We start from the raw sequence: 23,244 nt of genomic DNA, 5'->3' as shown, positions 1-23,244 counted from the left end.
CGGGGGAGCGGGAGATGAGTCGTAGTCGGCGCCAGTTTCTGGCCGACATGGCCAAGGGGGCCTGCGGTGTGGGCCTGCTTGGAGTCGGTCTGGGCGGCATGGCGCGTCAGCAGGCACAGGCGCTGCCTGCCCAGGCACTGCGTCCGCCCGCTGCCCTCGACGAGGCCGAGTTCCTCAGCGCCTGCGTGCGCTGCGGGCTCTGCGTCCAGGCCTGCCCCTACGACACTCTCAAACTCGCCCGGTTGTTTGAACCCGTGACCACGGGCACTCCCTTTTTTGATGCGCGGGCCGTGCCGTGCGAGATGTGTGACGACATCCCCTGCGTGGTGGCCTGCCCGAGCGGGGCGCTGGATCAGGGGATGACCGACATCGATCAGGCACGGATGGGGGTGGCAGTGCTCATCGATCACGAGACCTGCCTCAACTACCTGGGGCTGCGCTGCGACGTCTGCTACCGGGTCTGCCCCTTGATTGACAAGGCGATCTCGCTCGAGCTGCAGCACAACCCGCGCACCGGCAAGCACGCCATGTTTCTGCCCACTGTGCACAGCGACATCTGTACCGGCTGCGGCAAGTGCGAGCACGCCTGCGTGCTGGAGGAGTCTGCCATCAAGGTGGTGCCCCGTCCGCTCGCCAAGGGGGAGCTGGGCCATCACTACCGGCTCGGCTGGGAAGAGAAGCGCAAGGCGGGCAAGTCGCTCATCGGTGAGCGGCTCAGCCTGCCGACCCGCAAACCGGAGGGGCTATGAGTCGTTATCCGGGGGCCGAGGCTCGCGCGCGGCTCGGCTGGTGGCGGTCACATCGCTTCCTGCTGCTGCGGCGCCTGACCCAGTGCTGCGTGCTGGGGCTGTTTCTGCTGGGGCCGCTGGCGGGCATCTGGATCCTCAAGGGCAACCTCTCCAGCTCACTCTTGCTGGAAACGGTCCCGCTCACGGACCCCCTCACCCTGCTGCAATCGGTGGCGGCGGGCCACTGGCCCATCACAACCCTCTGGCTGGGGGCGGCTCTGGTGCTGCTGGGGTACTGGCTGGTCGGGGGGCGGGTGTTCTGCTCCTGGGCCTGTCCGGTCAACCTCATCACGGACGCGGCGGCCTGGCTCAGGGCCCGGCTTGGCCTCAAGGGCAACGGTCAGTTCAACCGCAATACGCGTTACTGGCTGCTGGCCATGGTGCTGGTTGCCCCGGCCATCGCGGGCGTGCTGGTGTGGGAGCTGGTCAATCCGGTCTCGCTCACCCTGCGTGGTCTGCTGTTTGGTATGGGGACAGGGTGGGCTTTGCTGGCGGTACTCTTCCTGTTCGACCTCTTTGTGGTGGAGCGGGGCTGGTGTGGTCATCTCTGCCCTGTGGGTGCCTTTTATGCCTTGGTCAACCGGGTCGGGTTTATCAAGATTTCTGCCAGGGGGCGTGAGCGGTGCAGCAGCTGCATGGATTGTTATGCGGTTTGCCCCGAGCGCCCCATTCTGCGCGGCCCTGTTCACGGTGCCAAGCGTGGTCACGGGCCCTTGATTGCGGCTCAAGAGTGTACCAACTGCGGCCGTTGCATCGATGTCTGCGCGGAGCAAGTTTTTGAAATCACTGTAGGTTTTGCCGTCAAGGCAGAGAAAACGTCGGAGAACAGATAATGAAAAAGCTGATTGGAGCAATGCTGGCCTGCCTGGTGGCAGGGTCCTTGATGGCAGCACAGAATCCCGAAATCACAACGGATACCGGTGGCATCAAGTCTGAACGGGGCACCACGGATCTCGCGACCGAGGCCGAAGCCGCCCCCATGAAGAACTTTCGCAAGGATGGCGACCTCTACGATCGCCAGTATATGCATCAGCCACCGCTGATCCCCCACGATACCCGCAACTATGAAGTGGACAACAAGGTCAACAAGTGTCTGGCCTGTCACAGCTTCAAGAATGCCAGCAAGATGAAGGCCCCCAAGATCAGCCCGACTCACTTTGAGACCCGTGACGGCATGACCCTTGGTGAGGTCTCGCCACGTCGCTACTTCTGCCTGCAGTGCCACGTGCCGCAAGCGGATGCCAAGCCGCTGGTGGAAAATACGTTTAAACCGGTTGAAGCACTGAACTGAGGGACCCATAGATGAAATTACCCGGCTTTATCCAGCGACTGTGGACCACCTTCAAGTCTCCCTCGAAGGCCGCCCTCTGGGTGTTGCTGATGATGGGCTTCTTTGGCGGGGTCATCTTCTGGGGCGGTTTCAACACCGCCATGGAAGCGTCCAACACCGAGAAGTTTTGTACCGGTTGTCACGAGATGAAGGACAACGTGTTTGTGGAATACCGCGACACCATCCACTACGCCAACCGTTCCGGCGTGCGCGCCAGTTGCCCGGATTGCCACGTGCCCCACGAATGGACCTACAAGATCATTCGCAAGGTGCAGGCGTCCAAGGAGCTGTGGGGCATGCTGACCGGCAAGGTGGATACCCGCGAGAAGTTCGAGAGCCACCGCCGCGAGATGGCCGAGCGGGAGTGGAAGCGCATGAAGGACACGGATTCGAGGGAGTGTCGCAACTGCCACAACTTCGAGTACATGGACTTCTCCCTGCAAGGCAAGCGGGGTGCCCAGATGCACTCCACCAGTCTGGCCAGTGGCGAGAGCACCTGCATCGATTGTCACAAGGGCATAGCTCACCAGCTGCCTGACATGACAGGGGTGAAGGGCTTCTAAGGTAGCCAGATCCAGGCCGGGCTTGTCCGGCCTGTTCATATTGCAGCCAGCCTAACCAAAACGGCATTTGTGTGTCCTTTAAATCCCCCCTCTGGCACGAGTTTTGGTAGAATCGGGCCGCCGTGAGTCGCAGCGAGTGACCATGTGGTAATGGTCATGCCTGCGCAGGTATGGATCCCCCCCAAGATCAAGCGCTGCACACCAGGATCCTGGCTACTCTTTTCTTCTCTTTGCTCACGGTCCTTTGTTATCAGGAGCTGCCCATGGGACAGAACATAACCGCATTCATTCCCCTCAAGATCGCCGTGTTGACGGTCTCCGACAGTCGTACCAGCGCCAATGACAGCTCGGGCGATTATCTGGTCTCGGCCGTGACCGACGCTGGTCACCAGCTGGCCGATCGGGCCCTGCTCGCCGACAACCTTTATCAAGTTCGCTCCCGGGTCAGCCAGTGGATCGCCGATGAGGGCATCCAGGTGGTGCTGATCAATGGCGGCACTGGGTTCACCGATCAGAACTGGGTACCGGAGGCGGTCGGCGTCTTGTTTGACCGCACCGTCAAGGGCTTTGGCGAGCTGTTCCGTCAGCTCTCGTTTGCCGAGATCGAAGGCTCGGCCATGCAGAGCCGTGCCCTGGCCGGGCTGGCCAACCGCACCCTGGTCTGCTGTCTGCCCGGTTCTCCCGGTGCCTGCCAGCTGGGCTGGGAGCAGCTCATCCGGGATCAGCTCGATGCCCGCACCCAGCCCTGCAACTTCGTGACCCATCTCTGAGTCACGAGCCAGGGAGCCCAGTAATATTTCAGCCTTCAAGGGGAGCCTGATGAACCTGACCCATCTCAACCAAAGCGGCGAAGCCCATATGGTGGACGTGACCGACAAACAGGTCACCGAACGTGAGGCCCGCGCCGAGGCCTTCGTCGCCATGGCACCTGAAACCCTGGCCCTGATCCTGAGCGGTCAGCACCACAAGGGGGATGTGTTCGCCACCGCCCGCATCGCCGGCATTATGGCGGCCAAGAAGACCTCGGATCTTATCCCCCTCTGCCATCCGTTGGCCCTGACCAAGGTAGAGGTGGAGATAGTGCCGCTGCCCGAACAGCACAAGGTGCATATCCGCACCCTCTGCAAGCTCTCCGGCAAGACAGGGGTGGAGATGGAGGCGCTGACCGCAGCCTCGGTGGCGGCGCTGACCATCTACGACATGTGCAAGGCGGTGCAAAAGGACATGGTGATCGAACAGGTGCGACTGGTGGAGAAAAAGGGCGGCAAGTCCGGCCACTTTCAGTTGGGATCGAGTGCAGGAGAAAAGGCATGATCAAGGTGCTGTTTTTTGCGCAAGTAAGAGAGCTGGTGGCCTGTGACGAACTGAGTCTGCCGTGCGACTACGCCACCGCCGAGCAGCTGCGGGCGGCCTTGTGTGAGCGCGGTGACAAGTGGGCATTGGCCCTCGAGGCAGGCAAGCTGCTGGTGGCAGTCAACCAGACACTGGTGCCCCTCGACACCCCCATCCATGATGGCGATGAAGTTGCCTTCTTCCCCCCCGTGACCGGAGGCTGAGAATGAGCGAGATAATGACCGTGGATCGCACAACGGCGCTGTGGGACGGGAATGAGGCTGCCTTCTTCCCTCTCCTTCCAGTGACGACCGGAGGTTGAGAATGAGCGAGATAATGACCGTGGATCGCATCACTGAGCTGTGCGGTGGCGACGAAGTGGCTTTCTTCCCTCTCCCTCCAGTAACGACCGGAGGATGAGCTATGAGTGACGCAGCCATCACAGATCGCATTCTGGTGCAGCGGGAGGACTTCTCGCTGGCCGACGAGTATGCCCATCTCGCGACCCGCGCCGACAGTGGCGCTATCGTCACCTTCGTTGGCAAGGTGCGCGACTTCAATCAGGGGGAGGAGGTGAAGGGGCTGGCCCTCGAGCACTACCCCGGCATGACCGAGAAGGCGCTGGCCGATATCGTGCAGGAGGCCCGTTGCCGCTGGCCGTTGCAGGAGTGCACCCTCATTCATCGCATCGGCGAGCTGTGGCTTGGCGATCAGATAGTGCTGGTGGCGGTGAGCAGTGCCCACCGCGACGCCGCCTTTGATGCCTGTCACTTCATCATGGATTTTCTGAAAACCCGGGCACCGTTCTGGAAAAAAGAGCTGACCGCCGAGGGAATCCAACGCTGGGTCGATGCCAAGGAGAGCGACAACGCCGCCGCTGCCCGCTGGCAAGCCTGACCTGTTCATCATGAGGGGCGCAGGTTCAACGAGAACCATGGCCCCGCTTCGGGGCGCGGCCCCATCAGGAGAAAGGGAATGAAACCGCTGTTATCTGTTGTCATGTTGGGGATCTGCGCCGCCACCTTGCATACCGGTGCCGTGCAGGCCGATGAGGTGAAGGTGGCCGTGGCCGCCAACTTCAAAAGCACCATCGAGCGTATCGGCAAGGAGTTCACTGCCAAGACCGGCCATACCCTTGCCATCTCGTCTGCCGCTACCGGGGTGCTCTACACCCAGATCAGCCACGGCGCCCCGTTCGATCTCTTCCTCTCCGCCGATGTGGCGACCCCCGAGAAGCTGGAAAAAGAGGGCAAGGGGAGCGATCGCTTCACCTACGCCATCGGTCAGTTGGGGCTGTGGAAGAAGGGCGGCCCGGCCCCTGACGAGGCGACCCTGCGCAGCTGGAAAGGCAACCTGGCCATCGCCAATGCCCGCACCGCCCCTTATGGCGCTGCTGCCATGGCGACCCTCACCCATCTCAAGATCGATCCCAAGCAGTACCGGCTGCTGACCGGTGCCAACATCGGCCAGACCTGGCAATTTGTCGATACCGGCAATGCCGAGCTAGGCTTCGTCGCCTGGGCCAACTTGGTGGAGGCGGGCAAGACCGGTGAAGCCTGGGCGGTGCCTGCCAACTTCTATCCCCCCATCGAGCAGCAGGGGCTGGTATTGAAGAAAGGGGCCGCGGTTGAGGCGCTGGTCGCCTGGCTCAAGGGGCCGGGTCAGGCGCAGATCAAGGCCGCGGGCTATGCCCTGCCCCGATAAGGGCATGGGGCTGACGCGATGTCCTGAGTGGTCGGCCACTCTTTGCAATGAGGATAGAGACCATGCCGTGGGCTGCATTCAACCGGGAGGTCGGCAATGAGTGAAGGGGATCTGCTGGCCATCTGGCTCACCCTGAAGCTGGCGGCCAGCACCACCGGCATTTTATTGCTGCTGTCGCCGCCGCTGGCCTGGTGGTTGTCCCGCAGCCAGAACCGACTACGGCCGCTGGTGGAGGCGCTGGTGGCACTGCCGCTGGTACTGCCCCCCACAGTGCTGGGGTTTTATCTGCTGCTCGCCTTCTCCCCCGAATATGGCTTCGGCGCCTGGTGGCGCGATACCTTCGGCGCCCCGCTCGCCTTCAGCTTCCTCGGCTTGCTGTTCGCCTCCATCCTCTATTCGCTGCCGTTTGTGGTGCAGCCGCTCACCTCCGCCTTCGTCAACATGGGCAACAAGGAGCTGGAGGCTGCCGCCACCCTGGGGCTCGGCCCGGTCGAGCGTTTTTTCCACATCATTTTGCCGATGACGCTGCCCAGCTTCGTGATGGCGGCGGCCCTCGGCTTTGCCCATACCCTGGGGGAGTTTGGCGTGGTGCTGATGATTGGCGGCAACATCCCCGGCGAGACCCAGGTGCTCTCCATCGCTCTGTTTGATCATGTGGAGGCGATGGATTACCAAAACGCCCATATTTTGGCAGGCGGCCTGATGGGCTTCTCGCTGGTGATGCTGGTGCTGGTCTACGGGGTGCTGCAGCGCAGACAGCGGAGAGTGTTCGGATGAACCAGCCAGCCACAATTTCGCCAGGCAACGCCCTGCACCGCCATGCCCTGAACCTCAATGCCCGACGCGAGTTCGGCCCCTTTACCCTCGATTGCGCACTAACTCTCGAGCTGGGTGGTCTCCTCGGTCTGTTCGGTCCCTCCGGCTGTGGCAAGAGCACCCTGCTGCGCATCATTGCCGGGCTCGATCGCCAAAACGGCGATCGCCTGTGGTGGCGAGGGCGTGAACTGGCCGATCGGCTGCCCGAAGCGCGCCGCATCGGGCTGGTGTTTCAGGATTCGCGGCTCTTCCCCCATCTGACGGTGCTCGGCAATTTGCAGTTGGCGGCCCGCAAGGGGCGAGGACGCTGGCAGCCCGAAGCGCTGGCGGCGCGGCTTGGCTTTGCCGATCTGCTGGGGCAGCCTGCCCATGCCCTGTCTGGCGGCCAGCGTCAGCGGGTGGCATTGGGGAGGGCGCTGCTGGCCGAGCCAGATCTGCTGCTGCTCGATGAGCCTTTTTCGGCGCTGGATCGGCGCAGCCGTATCCATCAGGCCCATGTGCTCAAGGGGTTGCAGCAGGAGAGCGGTATCCCGATGATCTTTGTCAGCCATGCCATGGAGGAGGTGAGCCTGCTGTGCGATCAGCTGGTGCTGCTGGAAAGTGGCAGGGTCGAGGCGCAAGGGAAGCCGAGCGAGATCTTCGCCCGCACCGATCTCTCGATCGCCAGTCGCGACGATGCCGGGGTGATGCTGGATGCCACCCTGGCCCACTACGATGAAGCGGAGCAGATGGCGACCCTGCAGCTCGGCGAGCAGCGGCTGCGGGTCACCATGACCCATGTGCCGGACGAGAGCGGCCCCTTGCAGATCAAGGTGGCGGGGCGGGATGTGGTGATTGCCACCGCCCCCATCGAGCACTCCAGTCTCTCCAACTGTCTTGTCACCCGTCTGCTGGCGGTGCGCGAGGTGCGCCCCGGCCAGACCCTGTTGCAGTTGGCGCTGGGTGAGCAGATACTGCTGGCCCGGATCACCAGCCGCTCCGCCACCCGGCTGGCGCTGGCGCCGGAGCAGCAGATATACGCCTATATCAAGGCGGTCAGTCTGGTCAGTGAAGGTTGAATGGGTGGTGATCTGATACATTGTGGGGCGGCATACCTCGGCTAGCGCAGAGGATATGCCCGTAAGCTGACTGGTGACTATCGGGATAAACAAGGCATGGTTCAGGCAATGAGTCGAGAGGCGATGAACTGATGCGCCGCAATCAGGTGATGAAATCCAACGGTCTTGCTCTGCGTAGCGCGGGGGAGGGCCCCTTGCTGTTGCTGTTGCACGGGCTGGGCTCCTCCAGTCTCGACTGGCAGGCGCAGATAGAGCGCTTCTGTGAACATTACCGGGTGGTGGCGCTCGATTTGCGCGGCCACGGTCAGAGCATGCAGGAAGGGCCGTTTGACGTGGCCACCCTGGCCGCCGACGTGGTGCGCTGGCTTGACGAGCAGCCGGAGCCCGCCTGGGTGGTGGGCTTGTCGCTGGGGGCCATGGTGGCGCTGGAGCTGGCCTTGCAACTTCCTCACAAGGTGCGAGGTCTGGTGCTGGTCAACGGCGTCAGCGAATTTCTGCTGGAAACCCCGAGGGAGCAGGAGCGTTACGCCCAGCGCCTCAAGTGGCTGCGCTGGTTTGGCATGCGTCCGCTTGCCTGGTGGCTGGGACGTGAGCTCTTTCCCGGACCCGATCTCGCCCAGGTGCGCCACACCTTCCGGCTGCGCTTCGTGCGCAACCGGAAGCGGGTCTACAAGGCGCTGCTCGACGCCTTGCCCGGCTGGTCGGTGCGCGCCCGGCTCGGCGCCATCTGGCAGCCGGTGGCCATCATCTCCACCAGCCACGACTACCTGCCGCTCGCCAAGCGGGTGGAGCAGTTCGCCTCCCTGCCCAACGCCACCATCCATACCCCCAACGGCCACCACGCCTGGCCGGCAGAAGATCCCTCGGGGTTTAATCATTTGCTTCACCGGATTTTAGAAACTCATTAAACTTGTCGCCCTTTAACCCGTGTATGTGTTGGTTCGATTGCCTTGCCAATGGCATAAGGCAAGGCAATCGGACCCATTTTGCTCTATTAACAGGTATTTCCTCATGTCTGAAGTAATTAAAATGGCCATCGATGATGGTTCAACCAATGTCAAGGTGAGCTGGATTGAGAACAAGGTGCTCAAGACCATCATCTCTCCCAACTCCTTTCGCAAGGATTGGAAGAGCGCCGCATTGCGCAAGGACAAGAAGATCTACAACTACGAGATAGGCAATACCAAGTACACCTACGACGCTACATCGGACAAGTCATTGGCAACCACCCATGTGGAATACCAGTACGACGATCTCAATCTGTTGTCCGTTCACCACGCCTTGCTACAGACCGGTGTGACCCCCTGTGATGTGGCGATTACCGTGACATTGCCCATTACCGAGTTCTACAACCCGGACGATTGCCAGCGCAACGAAGAAAAAATCGAGAAAAAACGCCGCAACCTGATGCGCGCCATCTCCCTCAACAAGGGAGAGCTGTTCAATATCGTCAGCGTGGAAGTCATGCCGGAGAGCCTGCCTGCGGCGCTCTCCCGTCTGATCGGTTCGGGCTGCAACGAATTCACCAAGACGCTGGTGATCGACTGCGGTGGCACCACGCTGGACATGGGCATCATCGTCGGTGAATTTGATGATGTGTCCGATGTGTATGGCAACAACGAGATCGGTGTTTCCATGGTGACCGATGCGACCCGTAAAGCGCTGGCGGCGGCAGACAGTGACTCCAGCTATCTGGTGGCCAACGAGTTCATCAAGCGTCGCCACGACATGAGCTTCGTGCGTGATGTGGTCAATGACGAGAGCCAGATCCCCAAGATCCTCGAGAAGATGCAGAACAAGATCGATGAGTTGGGTACCCAGGTTGCTCATGAGGCGAAGAAGTTTGCCAAGAACCCGAATCGGGTCTATCTGGTGGGCGGTGGTGCCTCGCTGATTTATGAGGCAATCAAGGCGGCTTATCCGACCCTGGGAGACAGAGTCGAGCTGCTGGATGATGCCCAATCTGCGTTGGCTCGCGAGATTTGCCTCTACACAACAGAAGAAGACGAAGTCTATCGCGAGGCTGCTGTGATGGCTGAGGTTGGCGATGAGTAGTCAACTCAAGCGCATGACCTTCTCCATCTACATGGATCCGGGTGCGCTGGAGTCTGATCGCTATGCGGTCGGGGTACTGCAAAACTGGTATCAACGGGCTCGCAAGATCCAGGATGGCGCCGAGGAGTTTGACTTCTCCAAGAGCCGTTTTCACAAGGATATCTACCTTTCCGGCATGTTCATGTATGTACTGGCGCCCAATTTGTGCAAGGCCATTGCCAACGCCCTAGGGCCGGAACAGGTGAGCCTGACCACATTGCGTCACGCCTTTGCCAGTTGTGGTTTCAACCTGGGAGAGGGGGGCTCGGCTGCGTCACCCGCTGCCGACGTCATGATCGATCAGATAGTGGCACGGTTGCTTCCCCAGTTGGGACAGGGAGATAACGCCTCGTTGGTGGATGAGATCGTCCATCGCCTTGGCCAGCAATCTTCCGCTTCCGCTCAGGACAATCTGGTGGATGAGATTGTGAGCCGCTTGGGCGAGCAGCAGCCCACCGAGTTGTGGGATGAGTTGAGGCAGGGGTTACCGGCCCCTCTCGACCATGATCAGCTGGCCGAGGCGATCGCAGGCAAATTGCCATCAGCGGCTGTTGAGCAGGATTTGGTGCCGCTCCAGAGCAGTATCCAGCAGCTCTCCCGTCAGCTTGAAGAGCAATCCAGGCTCATTCGCGAGCAGCATCGACTGATCCAGCGCCTGGCCAGCGCACCCGGCCGTCAGGTTACGACGGTGGGTGAGGCAGAACCCCTTATCGAGGATCTCTCGAGCCAGGTTGCCAACATGAAGAAGGTCAAGGCCAAGGGCATTTTCTAAGTACTCCGCCTCGATCAAGATGCCGTTATCGTCAGGATCAAACAGATGAAACAAGTAGTATTGATGGCATGGTGCGCCTTGCTGCTATCGGGCTGCGCCCAGCAGACCTTCTTCGTGTATGCGGGCAACCCGGGTCAGCCAAACAGGGAAGTTGGCCATGATTTTGTACTGGCAGGCATTGGTCAGAGTGAATCGGTCAACGCCTCTTTGGCCTGCCATGGCGACCCGGAAAAGGTCGTTCGTGTGGAAGTGCAGCAGACGCCACTGGATGGTTTGATGGCGGTATTGACGCTGGGAATTTATACCCCGAGAACGGCGCGGGTTTATTGCAATCTTTGATTTTCTGCCACGCGATATAAAGTCTCATACAAAGCCTTGTTGCCATCTCAAGATTTTGGTAATGTGCGCACGCATTGGAATGTTGTTTATTTATCTTATTGATATTAAAGGATAATGTTTCTTTGTGTGGCACCGGCATAGCCGGAAATAATAAAGTTGTCAGGGATAATAAAATGAAAAAAATGGTATTGACTGCGGCCGTTGCAATGATGATGGCTGGTTGTGCGCAGCAGGGGTTCACAGTACATTCCGGTAATGTAGTGAAACCCACCAAGGAAGTGACCCACCATTTCTTCATTTCCGGTTTGGGTCAGAGCAAGACCATAGATGCGGCCGCCGTTTGTAATGGTGCAGATAAAGTGGTACGTGTCGAAGCACAACACACCTTCCTTAATGGCTTGTTGGGTGCGGTTACCTTCGGTGTTTATACCCCGCGTGAGGCTCGTGTCTACTGCGCAGGCTGACTACCCATCGTATCCATGATGTAAAAAGCCGACCCCACGGGGTCGGCTTTTTTATTGGCTGCGAGTTATTGGTGATAGGGATCACTTAAGGGTGCGAGCAAACCGGGCAGTCGGGGCGTTTGGGCAGCTTCATCTCGCGGAAGGTGCCGGTGAGGCCATCGATCATCAAGAGGCGGCCGCTGTAGCTGCGCCCCGTGCCCGCCAGCAATTTTATCGCCTCCAGCGCCTGCAGGCTGCCCACCAGCCCGACCACGGGGGCGAGCACACCCGCCTCGACGCAGGTAAGTGCCTGCTCGCCAAACAGGGCGCTGAGGCAGGCGTAGCAGGGCTCATCCTCCTGCCAGGTGAAGCTGCAGAGCTGCCCCTCCAGCCGGATGGCAGCGCCACTGACCAGCGGCACCCTGTGTTTGCGCGCGTATTGGTTGAGCAGATTGCGGATGGTCAGGTTGTCGGTGCAGTCGAGCACTAGCTGATGGCTGGGTAGCAGGGCATCGAGCAGTGCCTCGTCGGCAACAGAGGCGTGAGTCTCCACCTTGAGCCAGGGGTTGAGCGCGCGCAGCGCCTCGGCCGCAGAATCCACCTTGTGCTGACCGATGCGGGCATCCGTGTGCAGCACCTGGCGTTGCAGATTGGAGAGCTCCACCTTGTCAAAATCCACCAGGGTGAGCTGGCCGACCCCGGCCACCGCCAGATACTGGCTGGCGGCGCAGCCCAGGCCGCCCGCACCGATCACCAGCACGCGGGCCTGCTTGAGCGCCTCCTGCCCCTCGAAATCGAAGGATTTGAGGATGATCTGGCGGTTGTAGCGCAAGAGCTCGGCGTCCGAGAGAATGTCGCTCACAGCAGCAAGCCCCCGAATGGCTCAACGGTGACTGTCTCTCCTGCCGCCACCTTGCCCCGCTCACGCTCAAGCACTATGTAGCAGTTGGCCCGCGACAGTGAGCTGAACACGGCGGAATCCTGGGAGCCGGTGCTGCGCACTTCGAGGCCGTCTGGCCCCTGGCTCAGAATGCCGCGCTGGAAGTCGAGTCGCCCCGGCGCTTTTTTCAGAGACTCGCTGGTAACGGCCTGCAGTTGCAGCGGACGCTCGAACTGCTGCCCGGCCAGCTTGGCCAGCGCAGGCTGCACCAGCTGATCGAAGGTGACCATGGCGGATACAGGGTTGCCCGGCAGACCGAAGAACCAGGCGTTGGGCAGGCGACCGAAGGCGAATGGCTTGCCCGGCTTGATGGCCAGCTTCCAGAAGCCGATCTCGCCGAGTTCCTCGAGCAACTGCTTGGTGAAATCCGCTTCACCGACCGAGACGCCTCCCGTGGTGATCAGGGCATCGGCCTCGCGGTCGGCCTGCAGGAAGGCGGCGCGCAGCTGCGCGGGGTCGTCCGGTATGATGCCAAGGTCGAGGCAGTCGCAGCCAAGGCGCGCCAGCATGGCCTTGACCCCGTAACGGTTGGAGTCATAGATGTCGCCATGGGCCAGCGGGGTGCCGACCGGCTTGAGCTCGTCGCCGGTGCTGAAGATGGCCACTCTCAGCGGGCGGCGCACGCTGACGGTGGCGATACCCAAGGAGGCCAGCAGCGGCAGCTCGCGGGGAGTGAGCCGGGTACCGGCGCAGAGCACGCTGGCGCCCTCGCGGATATCTTCGCCGCGACGGCGGATATTCTGGCCCAGGGTGGGCGGCACCAGAAAGGTGATCTGGTTGCCGTCGACCTGCGTTTCTTCCTGCATCACCACAGCGTCTGTGCCTGCGGGTATCGGAGCTCCGGTCATGATCCGCACGCAGTGACCCGCGGGCCACTCCCCCTGATAGGGCTGACCGGCGAAGGCCTTGCCCGCCATGATGAGCGGGATGCCGGCAGCGAGATCGGCCAGCCGCACGGCGTAACCGTCCATGGCGGCGTTGTCGAATGGAGGCACTGACAAGGGGGAGGCGATATCTGCCGCGAGTACCCGGCCGAGGGCCTGGGGCAGGGGCACTTGCTCTGTGTCGCAGCAGCAGGCGAGTTGGTCCAGCATCCCTTGCAGGGCATAGCTCAGGGGGAGTAGTCCGCTGGTATCAAATCCCATCGTCATTACCTCTTTGGTGTGGTTGAGGGCGGATTATCCCAAAAATCAGGGTGGATGGGCAGGCTTATCAGGGGCTGACACCAGGCTGCCTGGCACAGGGGGGGGTGGACGATGGATTGTTTGCCGCAATCCTCCCCGTATGGGGTGGGTCATCGAGGGGTAAAACCCGACGGATTGGCATAAAGTCAGGAGACGGACTTGAGTTAGCTTGAATTATGGCAATAATCGCCGTTTACTATTGCGCCACAACAAAGTGCCGTCACAGACAAGGCGGCCATCACAGTCCCTGAGCGTGGGAGAGGAACAAGATGACGAGCTTAAGCCAGGAAGCCCTGTTGGTCAGGGCAGCCCTCGAGGCCGAGGGCCTCGAGACACCTCTGGTGGCCAATGCGTTGGATGGTCAGCAGAAAAGGGAGAAGATCGAAGGCCACATGCGCGCCATCATGGAGACGCTGGGGCTGGATCTGACCGATGACAGCCTGGCGGAGACGCCGCACCGCATCGCCAAGATGTACGTGAACGAGATCTTCTCCGGCCTCGATTACAGCACCTTCCCCAAGGTGACCGTGATCGAGAACAAGATGAAGGTGGACGAGATGATCATGGTGCGGGACATCAGCCTTACCAGCACCTGTGAGCACCACTTCGTCACTATCGACGGGCTGGCCCACGTGGCCTACATTCCCCGTGGCAAGGTGATCGGGCTGTCGAAAATCAACCGCATAGTGCAGTTTTTCGCCCGCCGCCCCCAGGTGCAGGAGCGGCTCACCCAGCAGATCCTGCTGGCGTTGCAGACCCTGCTCGGCACCAAGGATGTGGCCATCAGCATCAAGGCGACCCACTTCTGCGTGAAGGCGCGCGGCGTGATGGACTCCACCTCCTATACCACCACCACCTCCCTCGGTGGCGTGTTCAAGACCCAGCCCGACACCCGTGCCGAGTTTCTGGGCGGCCTGAAAGGCTGATCTGCCAGGAGGCATGCCGCCACGGCGTCATGCCTCCTTCCTCTTCTGTTCATGCGGCCAGTCGGCCATCTCTGCTGTTTCATCCACAACTTTCCTTAAGGGATCGGCGGGTCCGGTCGATATACCTCGGTATGGTTCACTTTGGCTCTCTTTTGGGCTCATGCTGAGCCGCAAGGGGCGGGCATATGTGGTTATTCTGACCGCAGCCATGCCTTCCTGCAGGCCTGAACGGGCTTGTCAGGCAGGCACCCAGCACCCTTGAAAGGTTCTCGCCTCGTTCATGTAAGGATACATATTCATCAAGGCTGGATGAGCCGCCATGGAGGGCAGGCACAGTGATCCGTGTCGACTGGCGCGGATCAGACGGGCGCTATCTGTTCACTCATATCCAGGACATGCCATGAATACCAGTACCATGACCATAGGCAAGAAGCTTACCGCCGGCTTTGCCGTGCTCGGCCTGATGGTGGCCTTTATCGGCGGTTTCTCGCTGCTCGAGTTCAGCAACATGAACCGGGCCGCCATCGGTTTCACCGACAGCATATTGCCCGCCGTCAACCGCACCAGTGCCATCGGCGAGAGTATCAGCGAGCTGCGCCGCTATGAGCTGGGGTTCTTCCTGATTGCCTCGGATCCGCAGAAAAAGGCGGAGTATCGCACCGAGACGGCCCGCAAGTTTGAACAGGTTGCCCAGCAACTGGTCGCACACGATGCCACCATCTGGGCGGAGGATGTGGAAGAGCGCCGCACCTTCGATACCGTCAAGGCGGATTGGGCCCGTTATTCGGCCCTGCACCAGCGGGTGAAACAGCTGCAGGAGAGCGACCAGCTGGCCGCCGCCCAGCAGGTGTTCATGAGCGAGGGGATCCCGCTCTACCTCAACCTGACCAAGTCGGTCAGTGACCTCATTCGCATCAACCATGGCTATGCCAAGGCGTCGCGCAAGGTGGTGGTGGCAGCCTATGACTCCGCCAAGTTGAGCGTCACCATTTCTCTGCTGGTGGGTCTGGTGCTGGTGGTCTGCCTCTCGGTGGTGCTGACCCGTCAGATCCGGGACCCGCTCATCATGCTGGCCCGTCAGGCTCAGCGCATCGCCAACGGCGATCTGGGCAAGGGGGAGTTGCAGGAGTGGATCCAGGACAACCGCTTCAACCGCGACGAGCTGGGTCAGCTGGGATCGGCCCTCAACCGGATGCAAAATGCGCTGGCCAATCTGGTGAGCGAAATCGCCGGCTCCGTGAGCCAGCTCAGCAGCGCGGTGGAGGAGGTGAGTGCCATCTCCGAACAGTCCGCCACCGGCATGGCGCGCCAGCAGAGCGAGGTCTCCCAGGTGGCCACCGCCATGAACGAGATGCAATCCACGGTCAACGAAGTGGCCCGCAATACCACGGATGCCATGAGTGCCGCCAAGGATGCCTCCCACACCTCGTCCCAGGGCAACCAGGTGGTGCGCAGCGCCATCAGCAGCATCGAAGATGTGTCGGTCAAGATTGAACAGGCGGGCGTCGTGGTACAACAGCTGGAGACCGACAGCACCAACATCAGCATGGTGCTGGATGTGATCCGCGACATCGCCGGTCAGACCAACCTGCTGGCGCTCAACGCCGCCATCGAGGCCGCCCGTGCCGGCGAGCAGGGACGCGGTTTCGCCGTGGTGGCGGACGAAGTGCGCTCTCTGGCCCAGCGGACTCAGGACTCCACCGCCGAGATCAGCAAGATGATAGAGCTGCTGCAGAGCCGCGCCGCCGAGGCGGGCAGCGCCATGCAGCTGAGCCGTCAGCAGATGCAGGAGAGCGTCGGGCTGGCGCGGGATGCCGGCAGCAGCATAGATACCATCAATGGGGCCGTCACCCAGATCACCGACATGAACACCCTGATCGCTACTGCCACCGAGGAGCAGAACGCGGTGACCGAGGAGCTCAATCGCAGCATAGTCAACATCCACAATGCCGCCGACGAGAACGCCCTGGGGGCGCAGCAGACCGCCCAGGCCTGCGTCGAGCTGAGCAAGCTGGCGACCTCGCTGCACCATATGACCCAGCGCTTCACCCTCTAGGGGCAAGCCAGCGAGTTGTACGGGTACTAAAAGGAAGGCCCCGCCAATTGGCGGGGCCTTGTTGTTTCTGGCGATCTTGAGCAGGGAGAACGTCAGCTTAAGCCGACAATCTCGCCGTCCTCGCCGATATCGATATGACGCCAACCGGTGGCAGGCTGTCGAGGTGGTGGCTTGGTCTGCAACTGCTGACACTAACCATCAGCTCAGTCCGACGATCTCGCCGTCATCATCAATGTCGATATGGCGATAGGCCGGCAGGCTGCCGAGCCCCGGCATTGTCATGATGGGGCCCGCCAGCGCATAGACGAAGCCGGCACCGGCGCACAGCTTCACCTCGTCGATAGGCACCTCGAAAGCAGTCGGCACTCCCTTTTTGGCGGGATCGTGGCTGATGGAGAGCGGCGTCTTGGCCACGCAGATGGGCAGGTGATCCCAGCCTGCGGCCGAGAGCGCAGCCAGCTGGCGGCGTGCCTTGTCAGAGAGCAGAATACCGCGCCCGCCATAGCCGCACTCCACCAGGGTGGCGAGCTTGGCACACAGGCTCATCTCGTCGGGATAGAGCAGCTGGATCTGGCTTGGCATCTCGCAGGCGGCGACTACGGCACGGGCCAGCTCACTGGCACCCGCGCCCCCTTGAGTGAAGGCGTTGGAGATGGCCGTGCCGCAGGCGCCGGCTTGGCGCGCCTCGCGCATCAGCAGATCCAGCTCGGCCTGGCTGTCGGTGGGGAAGCGGTTGACCGCCACCACCACGGGCACGCCATAACGGCGGGCATTGTTGATATGCCAGGCGAGGTTGGCACAGCCTTTCTCAAGGGTGGGCAAGTCTTCCCCCAGGAGGCTCGCAGGCAGCTGTTGACCGGGACGGATATCGAGCAGGCCACTGTTGGCCTTGAGGCCGCGTACCGTTGCTACCAGTACCACGCAGGCTGGTGCGATGCCGGACTGGCGGTGCTTGATGTTGAAGAACTTCTCCAGCCCCATGTCGGAGCCAAAACCCGCCTCTGTCACCACATAGTCGGTCAGTTGCAGCGCCATGCGATCGGCGATCACCGAGGAGTTGCCGTGGGCTATGTTGGCAAAGGGGCCTGCGTGCACCAGCACTGGGGTCTGCTCCGTGGTCTGCATCAGGGTCGGCTGCAGCGCGTCTTTGAGCAGCACCGTCATGGCGCCGGCGACTTCCAGCTGCTCGGCGGTGATGGGGTTACCCTGGCTATCGAGGGCCAGCTGGATGCGGCCGATGCGTTCGCGCAAGTCTTTCAAGTCGTTTGCCAGCGCCAGAATGGCCATCAGCTCAGAGGCGGCGGTGATGACGAAGCGATCCTGGCGTTCAACGCCATCGGCGGCGGCCCCCTGCCCAATCGTGAGGTGGCGCAGGGCGCGATCGTTCATGTCGAGGGTGCGCGGCCAGAGGATGTTGGCGGGATCGATATCGAGCCGTGCCAGCCCCGTCCTGGCGGTGAACTGACTGCCGAGTTTGGTCTCATGGAACAGGCGGGCATCCAGTGCGGCGGCCGCCAGGTTGTGGGCGGCGGTGAGGGCGTGGAAGTCACCGGTCAGGTGCAGGTTCATCTCCTCCATCGGCACCACCTGGGCATGGCCGCCACCGGCGGCGCCCCCCTTGACCCCGAATACGGGACCGAGACTCGGCTGGCGAATGGTGGCGATGCTGGGCTGGCCTATGTGGTTGAGCCCCATGGCGAGACCCAGGGTGGTGACCGTCTTGCCCTCGCCAAGGGGCGTCGGCGTGATGGCGCTCACCAGCACCAGCTTGCCCGCTTTTTTGCCGGACTTGCTGGCGGCTTGCTTGAGCAGTTCGAGACTGAGCTTGCCCTTGTAGTGACCGTGAGGGCTGAGCAGATGGGCCGGGATGCCCAGGCGCGAAGCCAGAGCCTGGATGGAGAGACGGGGGGACTGGCGGGAGATCTCGATATCGCTTAGCATCAGCACCTCGTTGGCATGTCAGGTCAAATATGCGGCGCAGTCTAGTGGAATCAACAGGGTTATCCAATGAGTAATAACATTTTATCCGGCAGTCGTGAGCTGCATCTAACCCCCATACTGCTGGATCTCAATGCGCTCTATCATCCGCCCAAGCGGCCGCTCACCGCCCTTGGCGTGATCAGTGCCTTCATGCCGCTGTTTGGTTATGGCTGGCAGGCGATGACCCAGGATCCCGAGACCCACTTTCGCCATGAGATTGGCAAGCGCATCAACAAGCACAAGACGGATGAGGCCAACCTCATTCTGATGTTGCAGTTGGCCGGCATGCTCGATTGCCACTGCCTGCACATCACCCTGCCCTATGCCTTGAGCGAGGAGCAGCTCGCTGCCCTGCGCCGCCGTCTGCCGCGCTGGCAAATAATGCAGACCGCTCAACTGCTGGTGGCTGAACTGCCGCTGCTCGCTGAACCTGCATCCCCACAGTCCGACACCTCTGCATCATAAACCCGGTATTGGCTCACGCTTTACGATCCCAGTAGTGAGGCGCCAGGTAGCGCTCCTGCACGAACTCGATAAAGCAGCGCACCTTGCCAGAGACGAATCGGCGATGGGGGTAGAGGGCATAGAGCCCCACCTGTCCCTTCTCCCACTCCGGCAGCAGTGATACCAGCTCCCCAGAGCGCAGCGCATCGCCGACGATGAAGGTGGGCTGCAAGATAATGCCCTGATGATCGCAGGCGGCCCGGGTCAGGGCCACGCCGTTGTTGGCGCGAAGCGGCCCCTGCGGGCGCACGCTCAGTTGCTCCCCATCCCGCTTGAAGACCCAGTCAGGCTGGGTCAGGGTATAGATGAGGCAGTCGTGCTGCTTGAGATCCTCGGGGGTGTTCGGGGTGCCCCTGCGGGCCAGATAGGTGGGGCTGGCACACACCTCCAGCTTCATCATGGCCAGCGGCTTGGCGACCAGAGAGGAGTCCGGCAGGTTGCCGATGCGCAGCGCCAGATCGAACCCCTCTTCCACCAGGGCCACCCGCCGGTCGCTGTACTCTATTTCCAGTTTCAGATCCGGGAAGCGCTCACGAAACAGCGGCAGGGCGGGGGAGAGGTGCAGGTAGCCAAAGTCCATCGGTACCGACAGCTTGAGGGTGCCCTGGGGCTGCTGATTGTTGCGGGTGAGCTGGCTGTGGGTCTCTTCCAGCTCCGCCAGCAGGGCCTGGGAGCGCTGGTAGTAGAACTGGCCGGCTTCTGTGGGGTTGACTTGACGGGTGGTGCGCGACAGCAAGCGGGTGGAGAGAGACTCCTCCAGCTGCTGCATCAGCTTGGAGGTCATGGCGACCGAGATGCCGAGCTGGTTGGCGGCCTTGGTAAAACTCTGACACTCCACCACCTTGATGAAGGTGCGCATGGCGGCTATCTGGTCCATCTTTCACTCTCAGTTGATAATTATTTTAATAAATCGCTGATTATCTATTCCGATATGGAGGTTAGCATCTTGGTTGTTGTTGTGAACCCCCAATATGAAGGAACGAACGGATGAAAATGACCAAGGCCCTGCTGGCCTCCTGCCTGTTTATGGCGGCCCCCCTGATGGCGGCCGATTACGATGTCGATACGGCTCACACCACTGTCCAGTTCAAGGTGGGTCACCTCGGCTTCTCCGAGCTGGTCGGTCGTTTCAACACCTTCAGCGGTACCTTCAGCATGGACGATGCCAACCCGGCAGCGGCCAAGGCGAGCTTCGAGATCGACGCCGCCAGCGTGGACTCCAACCACGAGCCGCGCGACAAACACCTGCGCAGCCCCGATTTTCTGGACGTGAAACAGTACCCCAAGATGACCTTCGTCAGCAGCGGCTATGAAGGCACCAAGGAGAAGGGCGTATTGAAAGGTACCCTGACCCTGCACGGCATCAGCAAGGCCGTGGCCTTCGATCTGGTCAAGATAGGCGAGGGTAAGGATCCCTGGGGCGGCTATCGCAGCGGCTTCAACGCCTCCACCACCATCAAGCGCAGCGACTTTGGCGTGAGCTACATGTTGCCCGGCATTCCGGACGAGATGAGCATCAACTTGTTCGTTGAAGGCGTGCGCAAGTAATGGGCGCAGCACTCCTGCTACAAACCCTGGCGGCTCCTTTGGGGGCCGCTTTGCTGTCATGGCGCTGGCCACGACTGGGGTATCTGTGGGGCGCCCTGGCGCTCTGGCTGGTGGGTTGCCTGCTGGGTGGCGCCTATGGGCTGCCGGTCAAGGCGTGGCAGTGGCTGCCACTGACTCTGCTGGTGCCGGCGATTGCTGCGCAACTGGCGGACAAGCGGGCCGCGATCTTGTTGTTCGCCGGGCTCGGTGCCCTGGTGTGGTGGCAGGGGCTCGCCTCTGTGCTGACCAGTGAACCGCGGATCTGGCTGGCGCTGCTGCCTGCCATCGTCTGGGTTGGCTGGACTGATCTGCGCGGTGACAGCCGCGAAGGGCTGGGCTTTGCCCTCGGTTTCATCTGGCTGGCGCTGGTGATCGGTATCGACGGCAGTTTGTTGATTGCCCAGCTGGCGGGGGCCCTGGCTGCCTTTGCAGGTTTCCGTGCCCTGCTTGGTGCCTTTGCCGGCGTCAAGGCGGCGCCTGCCGTGCTCGGGTTGGCGCTGGCCTTTATGCAGATGCTCGCCTGGCAATACGTGGAAGTGCCGCTTGCGGTCTTGCTGCCGGTCTGGCTGCTGCCGCTGCTGGAGTGGGCCTTGCGCAACAAGCCCTGGATCCAGCGTTGGGCCCTGCTGATCCTGCTGGCGGGAATAGGCACCGGATTGAGTCTGTGGAAGGTGTGGCCAGAGGCCTCTTTGTACTGATTTTTAGCATAAAAAACAGGCAATTAACCCGAAAGTTGACGACTTCGTCATAGTCTGCACAGATAAAGATTGAGCCCCCTTGTGGATTCAGATAAAAAGGATTTTCAATTATCTGGACACACACAGAACCCGGTCATGCCGGGTTCTGTTTGCCTGCTTGTTTGCGGCGCGCTAAGGAGGCCACAGTTGCGCAGTCAAGGATCTGAGCATCTGTTTTTTCGCCATTTCACCGAGCAGGGACGCCTCGATGGTCTCTGCATCCTGCTGGTTACCCACCTGCTTCCCGATCGCCCCCAGTTTATCCAGGCCCTCGATCACATCGGGCGGATCGGCGCCATCCTGCCCAAACCCAAGTCAGTGCACGGACCGACCCTGGCCTGGGCCCAGCAGCACTACCCCGTGCTGCCGCTCAACCGCCAGTGGACCAATACGCCGCAGGGGGTGATAGAGCACATAGCCCCTTTGGTGGCCCCTCATGAACGGTTGATCATTCTGGACATAGGTGGCTACTTTGCCAAAACCCAGGTGACCCTGAGCGAGTATTTCGGCCCCCGCTTCCTCGGGGTGGTGGAGATGACCGAAAACGGCCATCAGCGCTACGAGCAGGAGGTGCTGGCCACCCCTGTCATCTCGGTGGCGCGCAGCCCCCTCAAGCAGGCCGAGGATATCCAGATTGGTCTGAGCGTGGTCTACTCCGCCGAGTCCCTGGCCCGTACTCTCAACCGCACCTTCAACGTCTGTCAGGCCGCCCTGTTTGGCTATGGCAAGGTGGGGCGCAGCATCGCCCGCGAGCTCAGGTGCCGCAACCTGCATCTGGAGTTGGTGGAGACAGACGTGCTGCGCCAGGTGGAGGCGCTCTCCCACGGCTTCAAGCTGGTGGGCAAGGCCGAGGCGCTCGGCCGGGCCGAGCTGGTGATCTGCTCCACCGGCAACGGTGCGCTGGATCTGGCCGACCTGCAGCAGTTGCGCCCCGATGCCATGCTGGCGTCGGTCACCTCGGCCGACGACGAATTCGCTTTTTGTCTCTCCCAGCTGCCCTGGCCGAGCGAGGAGGTGTGCCCCCATGTGCTGGCGCTGACCCGGCCCGATGGCAGCACCATCTTCCTGCTAAATCGGGGGGAGGCGGTCAATTTTGTCCACGGCGCCGTCATCGGCGAATATGTCTATCTGGTGCTGGCGGAGATCATCGAGGGGGTGCGTCAGCTGGCGCAGCAACCCCTGGCTCCCGGCCTGTTCGATCTGCCGCAGTCGACCATGCGCACCATAGCCCGCCACTGGCTAAGGGATTTTCACGGGGTCAGCCAGTGAGCCAGGCTGTGCTTTTTGCTATTGCAGCCGGTATGGCGGGCCATGACTATCCCCATTTCCCGCTGGCCGATTTTTATGGAGTCACCCAATGACAGAGTCGTTAACCCCCATCAGCAAACCCCGCATCGAGATCCGCTACTGCACCCTCTGTCGCTGGATGCTGCGCGCCGCCTGGCTGGCGCAGGAGCTGCTCTCCACCTTCGACAGCGATCTCGGCGAGGTGGCGCTGGTGCCCGCCAGCAAGGGGGAGTTCCGCATCCTGGTGAATGGCGTGCTGGTGTGGGACAGGGTGGCCGACGAGGGCTTCCCCGAGGCGAAAGAGATCAAGCAGCGAGTGCGTGACGTTATCGCCCCCGAGCGGGATCTGGGCCACTCGGATCGCAAACCTGCCGCACAGTGATGGCGGTGGATGGCACAACAAACAGGGAGGCTGTGGCCTCCCTGTTTGTTGTTTGTCAGTCAGAGGTTGAGGATGTTTCGCCGCGCTCGGCGGTGGTGGTCGACGCGGCACGCGGAGTGCGGCTCGGGTTACCCATGTGACTGCCGATATAGCGGGCCCGCCTGTGGGGCTTGATGCGGCTCACGTCCACCCACACCAGACCGTCGATGCAGTGGTTGAAGTCGGGGTCTATGCCAAAGTCCATGAACTGCACGCCGCCCGGCTCGCACAGCTCGGAATATTGCTTGTAGAGGGTGGGGATGGCACAGCCCAGATTGTCGAGCCGGGCCTTGAGGTGTTTGAGATCGGCGCCGTAGTCCTCCCCCTTGAACAGCAGTTGCGTCTGGGGGTAGGGGCGACGGGAGGGGGCCAGCGCCAGTGCG

27 protein-coding genes and 1 pseudogene are annotated in these 23,244 nt (G+C 61.5%); 23 read left to right on the top strand and 5 right to left on the bottom strand.

Annotated elements, in window-relative coordinates; translation table 11 throughout:
* Positions 1-14 precede the first annotated feature (14 nt).
* The 16 genes from napG (at position 15) to BN1128_RS20745 (ending at position 11,260) form a co-directional block, all read left to right on the top strand.
* Positions 15-749 carry a ferredoxin-type protein NapG gene (napG, locus tag BN1128_RS20820; protein WP_042872382.1) on the top strand — a complete coding sequence of 245 codons (735 nt, stop codon included), beginning with the start codon at positions 15-17 and terminating at the stop codon, positions 747-749.
* A complete protein-coding gene (napH, locus tag BN1128_RS20815; protein WP_042872381.1) occupies positions 746-1,621 on the top strand; it encodes a quinol dehydrogenase ferredoxin subunit NapH in 876 nt (291 codons plus the stop codon). The genes napG and napH overlap by 4 nt, the downstream gene beginning before the upstream one ends.
* Positions 1,621-2,079, top strand: a complete 459-nt coding sequence (locus tag BN1128_RS20810; RefSeq protein WP_042872380.1) for a nitrate reductase cytochrome c-type subunit — start codon at positions 1,621-1,623, stop codon at positions 2,077-2,079. The genes napH and BN1128_RS20810 overlap by 1 nt, the downstream gene beginning before the upstream one ends.
* Positions 2,080-2,090: 11 nt before the next feature.
* Positions 2,091-2,681, top strand: a complete 591-nt coding sequence (locus tag BN1128_RS20805; protein ID WP_042872379.1) for a cytochrome c3 family protein — start codon at positions 2,091-2,093, stop codon at positions 2,679-2,681.
* A gap of 263 nt (positions 2,682-2,944) precedes the next feature.
* A complete protein-coding gene (gene moaB / locus BN1128_RS20800) occupies positions 2,945-3,451 on the top strand; it encodes a molybdenum cofactor biosynthesis protein B (RefSeq protein WP_042872378.1) in 507 nt (168 codons plus the stop codon).
* Positions 3,452-3,500: 49 nt separating this feature from the next.
* On the top strand, positions 3,501-3,995 hold the full coding sequence (gene moaC, locus BN1128_RS20795) for a cyclic pyranopterin monophosphate synthase MoaC (RefSeq protein ID WP_042872377.1): 495 nt from the start codon (positions 3,501-3,503) through the stop codon (positions 3,993-3,995).
* Positions 3,992-4,237: a molybdopterin synthase sulfur carrier subunit gene (gene moaD / locus BN1128_RS20790; RefSeq protein WP_042872376.1), complete on the top strand. Its 246-nt coding sequence runs from the start codon at positions 3,992-3,994 to the stop codon at positions 4,235-4,237. The genes moaC and moaD overlap by 4 nt, the downstream gene beginning before the upstream one ends.
* 199 nt (positions 4,238-4,436) lie before the next feature.
* The gene (gene moaE, locus BN1128_RS20785; RefSeq protein WP_042872374.1) at positions 4,437-4,910 is read left to right on the top strand and encodes a molybdopterin synthase catalytic subunit MoaE; all 474 of its coding nucleotides are present in this window, start codon (positions 4,437-4,439) and stop codon (positions 4,908-4,910) included.
* A gap of 78 nt (positions 4,911-4,988) precedes the next feature.
* Positions 4,989-5,717 (top strand): molybdate ABC transporter substrate-binding protein, encoded by a 729-nt coding sequence (gene modA / locus BN1128_RS20780; RefSeq protein WP_042872373.1) that lies wholly within the window; start codon positions 4,989-4,991, stop codon positions 5,715-5,717.
* A 96-nt stretch (positions 5,718-5,813) separates the two neighbouring features.
* A complete protein-coding gene (gene modB / locus BN1128_RS20775) occupies positions 5,814-6,494 on the top strand; it encodes a molybdate ABC transporter permease subunit (protein ID WP_042872372.1) in 681 nt (226 codons plus the stop codon).
* Positions 6,491-7,591 carry a molybdenum ABC transporter ATP-binding protein gene (gene modC, locus BN1128_RS20770; protein WP_042872369.1) on the top strand — a complete coding sequence of 367 codons (1,101 nt, stop codon included), beginning with the start codon at positions 6,491-6,493 and terminating at the stop codon, positions 7,589-7,591. The genes modB and modC overlap by 4 nt, the downstream gene beginning before the upstream one ends.
* A 131-nt stretch (positions 7,592-7,722) precedes the next feature.
* The gene (locus tag BN1128_RS20765; RefSeq protein ID WP_042872368.1) at positions 7,723-8,499 is read left to right on the top strand and encodes an alpha/beta fold hydrolase; all 777 of its coding nucleotides are present in this window, start codon (positions 7,723-7,725) and stop codon (positions 8,497-8,499) included.
* A gap of 103 nt (positions 8,500-8,602) precedes the next feature.
* Positions 8,603-9,646, top strand: a complete 1,044-nt coding sequence (gene parM / locus BN1128_RS20760; protein WP_244464641.1) for a plasmid segregation protein ParM domain-containing protein — start codon at positions 8,603-8,605, stop codon at positions 9,644-9,646.
* The gene (locus BN1128_RS20755) at positions 9,639-10,457 is read left to right on the top strand and encodes a hypothetical protein (protein WP_244464640.1); all 819 of its coding nucleotides are present in this window, start codon (positions 9,639-9,641) and stop codon (positions 10,455-10,457) included. The genes parM and BN1128_RS20755 overlap by 8 nt, the downstream gene beginning before the upstream one ends.
* Before the next feature lie 45 nt (positions 10,458-10,502).
* On the top strand, positions 10,503-10,796 hold the full coding sequence (locus BN1128_RS20750; protein WP_042872367.1) for a Bor family protein: 294 nt from the start codon (positions 10,503-10,505) through the stop codon (positions 10,794-10,796).
* A gap of 173 nt (positions 10,797-10,969) precedes the next feature.
* Positions 10,970-11,260, top strand: a complete 291-nt coding sequence (locus tag BN1128_RS20745) for a Bor family protein (protein ID WP_042872366.1) — start codon at positions 10,970-10,972, stop codon at positions 11,258-11,260.
* 85 nt (positions 11,261-11,345) lie between these two features.
* Here BN1128_RS20745 and moeB read toward each other — a convergent pair whose 3' ends face one another.
* The gene (gene moeB / locus BN1128_RS20740; RefSeq protein WP_042872365.1) at positions 11,346-12,101 is read right to left on the bottom strand and encodes a molybdopterin-synthase adenylyltransferase MoeB; all 756 of its coding nucleotides are present in this window, start codon (positions 12,099-12,101) and stop codon (positions 11,346-11,348) included.
* Entirely contained in the window at positions 12,098-13,324 is a 1,227-nt protein-coding gene (moeA, locus tag BN1128_RS20735; protein WP_042872364.1) for a molybdopterin molybdotransferase MoeA, read from the bottom strand. The genes moeB and moeA overlap by 4 nt, the downstream gene beginning before the upstream one ends.
* Before the next feature lie 308 nt (positions 13,325-13,632).
* Between moeA and folE the strand changes: the two genes are divergently transcribed.
* Together folE and BN1128_RS20725 are read left to right on the top strand one after the other, a co-directional pair.
* On the top strand, positions 13,633-14,289 hold the full coding sequence (gene folE / locus BN1128_RS20730; protein WP_042872363.1) for a GTP cyclohydrolase I FolE: 657 nt from the start codon (positions 13,633-13,635) through the stop codon (positions 14,287-14,289).
* Positions 14,290-14,689: 400 nt separating this feature from the next.
* Positions 14,690-16,345: a methyl-accepting chemotaxis protein gene (locus BN1128_RS20725; protein WP_042872362.1), complete on the top strand. Its 1,656-nt coding sequence runs from the start codon at positions 14,690-14,692 to the stop codon at positions 16,343-16,345.
* 198 nt (positions 16,346-16,543) lie between these two features.
* Here the strand turns inward: BN1128_RS20725 and BN1128_RS20720 are convergent, their stop codons facing one another.
* Entirely contained in the window at positions 16,544-18,286 is a 1,743-nt protein-coding gene (locus BN1128_RS20720; protein WP_042872360.1) for a formate--tetrahydrofolate ligase, read from the bottom strand.
* Positions 18,287-18,352: 66 nt separating this feature from the next.
* Here BN1128_RS20720 and BN1128_RS20715 point away from each other — a divergent pair, with 66 nt between their 5' ends.
* Positions 18,353-18,790 carry a hypothetical protein gene (locus tag BN1128_RS20715; RefSeq protein ID WP_042872357.1) on the top strand — a complete coding sequence of 146 codons (438 nt, stop codon included), beginning with the start codon at positions 18,353-18,355 and terminating at the stop codon, positions 18,788-18,790.
* Between the two features lie 13 nt (positions 18,791-18,803).
* On the opposite strand, the gene BN1128_RS20710 is transcribed toward BN1128_RS20715, so the two are convergent.
* Complete coding sequence (locus BN1128_RS20710; RefSeq protein WP_042872354.1) at positions 18,804-19,706, bottom strand: LysR family transcriptional regulator; 903 nt, start codon at positions 19,704-19,706, stop codon at positions 18,804-18,806.
* Positions 19,707-19,816: 110 nt separating this feature from the next.
* Between BN1128_RS20710 and BN1128_RS20705 the strand changes: the two genes are divergently transcribed.
* The 4 genes from BN1128_RS20705 to BN1128_RS20690 all read left to right on the top strand — a co-directional run bounded on the left by BN1128_RS20705 (position 19,817) and on the right by BN1128_RS20690 (position 22,822).
* Positions 19,817-20,377, top strand: a complete 561-nt coding sequence (locus BN1128_RS20705) for a YceI family protein (RefSeq protein WP_042872351.1) — start codon at positions 19,817-19,819, stop codon at positions 20,375-20,377.
* Complete coding sequence (locus BN1128_RS20700; protein WP_042872348.1) at positions 20,377-21,114, top strand: hypothetical protein; 738 nt, start codon at positions 20,377-20,379, stop codon at positions 21,112-21,114. The genes BN1128_RS20705 and BN1128_RS20700 overlap by 1 nt, the downstream gene beginning before the upstream one ends.
* 186 nt (positions 21,115-21,300) lie before the next feature.
* A complete protein-coding gene (locus BN1128_RS20695) occupies positions 21,301-22,422 on the top strand; it encodes an adenosylhomocysteinase (RefSeq protein ID WP_042872346.1) in 1,122 nt (373 codons plus the stop codon).
* 88 nt (positions 22,423-22,510) lie between these two features.
* Positions 22,511-22,822, top strand: a complete 312-nt coding sequence (locus tag BN1128_RS20690) for an Rdx family protein (protein WP_042872344.1) — start codon at positions 22,511-22,513, stop codon at positions 22,820-22,822.
* 55 nt (positions 22,823-22,877) lie between these two features.
* On the opposite strand, the pseudogene BN1128_RS20685 reads toward BN1128_RS20690, so the two are convergent.
* A pseudogene (locus tag BN1128_RS20685) lies at positions 22,878-23,244 on the bottom strand (hypothetical protein); the annotation flags it as partial.

Origin of the sequence: Aeromonas piscicola (assembly GCF_000820005.1) — a bacterium.
Lineage (GTDB): Bacteria > Pseudomonadota > Gammaproteobacteria > Enterobacterales > Aeromonadaceae > Aeromonas > Aeromonas piscicola.
The sequence above is the reverse complement of the archived record's forward strand: the minus strand, read 5'-3'. Positions and strand labels throughout refer to the sequence as shown.

Bases quoted from the DNA above. Each gene is read 5' to 3' on its own strand.
- BN1128_RS20725 (WP_042872362.1), top strand. From the start codon at position 14,690: ATGAATACCAGTACCATGACCATAGGCAAGAAGCTTACCGCCGGCTTT.
- modB (WP_042872372.1), top strand. From the start codon at position 5,814: ATGAGTGAAGGGGATCTGCTGGCCATCTGGCTCACCCTGAAGCTGGCG.
- moaD (WP_042872376.1), top strand. From the start codon at position 3,992: ATGATCAAGGTGCTGTTTTTTGCGCAAGTAAGAGAGCTGGTGGCCTGT.
- BN1128_RS20810 (WP_042872380.1), top strand. From the start codon at position 1,621: ATGAAAAAGCTGATTGGAGCAATGCTGGCCTGCCTGGTGGCAGGGTCC.
- modA (WP_042872373.1), top strand. From the start codon at position 4,989: ATGAAACCGCTGTTATCTGTTGTCATGTTGGGGATCTGCGCCGCCACC.
- BN1128_RS20805 (WP_042872379.1), top strand. From the start codon at position 2,091: ATGAAATTACCCGGCTTTATCCAGCGACTGTGGACCACCTTCAAGTCT.
- BN1128_RS20705 (WP_042872351.1), top strand. From the start codon at position 19,817: ATGAAAATGACCAAGGCCCTGCTGGCCTCCTGCCTGTTTATGGCGGCC.
- moaB (WP_042872378.1), top strand. From the start codon at position 2,945: ATGGGACAGAACATAACCGCATTCATTCCCCTCAAGATCGCCGTGTTG.
- BN1128_RS20700 (WP_042872348.1), top strand. From the start codon at position 20,377: ATGGGCGCAGCACTCCTGCTACAAACCCTGGCGGCTCCTTTGGGGGCC.
- BN1128_RS20755 (WP_244464640.1), top strand. From the start codon at position 9,639: ATGAGTAGTCAACTCAAGCGCATGACCTTCTCCATCTACATGGATCCG.
- BN1128_RS20765 (WP_042872368.1), top strand. From the start codon at position 7,723: ATGCGCCGCAATCAGGTGATGAAATCCAACGGTCTTGCTCTGCGTAGC.
- napH (WP_042872381.1), top strand. From the start codon at position 746: ATGAGTCGTTATCCGGGGGCCGAGGCTCGCGCGCGGCTCGGCTGGTGG.
- BN1128_RS20745 (WP_042872366.1), top strand. From the start codon at position 10,970: ATGAAAAAAATGGTATTGACTGCGGCCGTTGCAATGATGATGGCTGGT.
- folE (WP_042872363.1), top strand. From the start codon at position 13,633: ATGACGAGCTTAAGCCAGGAAGCCCTGTTGGTCAGGGCAGCCCTCGAG.
- BN1128_RS20720 (WP_042872360.1), bottom strand. From the start codon at position 18,286: ATGCTAAGCGATATCGAGATCTCCCGCCAGTCCCCCCGTCTCTCCATC.
- BN1128_RS20710 (WP_042872354.1), bottom strand. From the start codon at position 19,706: ATGGACCAGATAGCCGCCATGCGCACCTTCATCAAGGTGGTGGAGTGT.
- BN1128_RS20750 (WP_042872367.1), top strand. From the start codon at position 10,503: ATGAAACAAGTAGTATTGATGGCATGGTGCGCCTTGCTGCTATCGGGC.
- moeA (WP_042872364.1), bottom strand. From the start codon at position 13,324: ATGGGATTTGATACCAGCGGACTACTCCCCCTGAGCTATGCCCTGCAA.
- napG (WP_042872382.1), top strand. From the start codon at position 15: ATGAGTCGTAGTCGGCGCCAGTTTCTGGCCGACATGGCCAAGGGGGCC.
- BN1128_RS20715 (WP_042872357.1), top strand. From the start codon at position 18,353: ATGAGTAATAACATTTTATCCGGCAGTCGTGAGCTGCATCTAACCCCC.
- parM (WP_244464641.1), top strand. From the start codon at position 8,603: ATGTCTGAAGTAATTAAAATGGCCATCGATGATGGTTCAACCAATGTC.
- moaE (WP_042872374.1), top strand. From the start codon at position 4,437: ATGAGTGACGCAGCCATCACAGATCGCATTCTGGTGCAGCGGGAGGAC.
- moaC (WP_042872377.1), top strand. From the start codon at position 3,501: ATGAACCTGACCCATCTCAACCAAAGCGGCGAAGCCCATATGGTGGAC.
- BN1128_RS20690 (WP_042872344.1), top strand. From the start codon at position 22,511: ATGACAGAGTCGTTAACCCCCATCAGCAAACCCCGCATCGAGATCCGC.
- modC (WP_042872369.1), top strand. From the start codon at position 6,491: ATGAACCAGCCAGCCACAATTTCGCCAGGCAACGCCCTGCACCGCCAT.